Source organism: Erwinia artemisiae, from assembly GCF_051400835.1.
GTDB classification, from domain to species: domain Bacteria; phylum Pseudomonadota; class Gammaproteobacteria; order Enterobacterales; family Enterobacteriaceae; genus Erwinia; species Erwinia aeris.
This window is the reverse complement of record NZ_JBLFFM010000012.1, coordinates 89,562-90,025: the sequence shown is the minus strand read 5'-3', so window position 1 is coordinate 90,025 and position 464 is coordinate 89,562. Positions and strand designations below refer to the sequence as shown.

General features: G+C 50.6%; 2 tRNA genes. Both read left to right on the top strand.

The annotated features are described in order from the left end of the window. The first annotated feature begins 169 nt into the window (after positions 1-169). Positions 170-246, top strand: a tRNA-Asp gene (locus tag ACMGEE_RS20195). Between the two features lie 7 nt (positions 247-253). Continuing rightward, positions 254-329, top strand: a tRNA-Trp gene (locus tag ACMGEE_RS20190). The last annotated feature ends 135 nt before the right edge of the window (positions 330-464 follow it).

The window sequence follows — 464 nt, the reverse complement described above, 5'->3', positions numbered from 1 at the left end:
AGAAGTGAAACGCCGTAGCGCCGATGGTAGTGTGGGGCCTCCCCATGCGAGAGTAGGGAACTGCCAGGCATCAAATTAGACCATTTATGGTCATGACTTTTCCCGTGACGCGGAAAAGGCGAAATACCTGATATCAGAGGCAACATTCTGAGTTCAGTACAGAATCGGTGGAGCGGTAGTTCAGTTGGTTAGAATACCTGCCTGTCACGCAGGGGGTCGCGGGTTCGAGCCCCGTCCGTTCCGCCACCCTTTTAGGGGCGTAGTTCAATTGGTAGAGCACCGGTCTCCAAAACCGGGTGTTGGGAGTTCGAGTCTCTCCGCCCCTGCCATTTAAAAATAATCCTTTGCTCCGGCAAAGGATTTTTTTTGTCTGAAAAACGGCTATTCTGTTCTGCTTGTTCTGCTTGTTCTGCTTGTTCTGCTTGTTCTGCTTGTTCTGCTTGTTCTGCTTGTTCTGCTTGTTC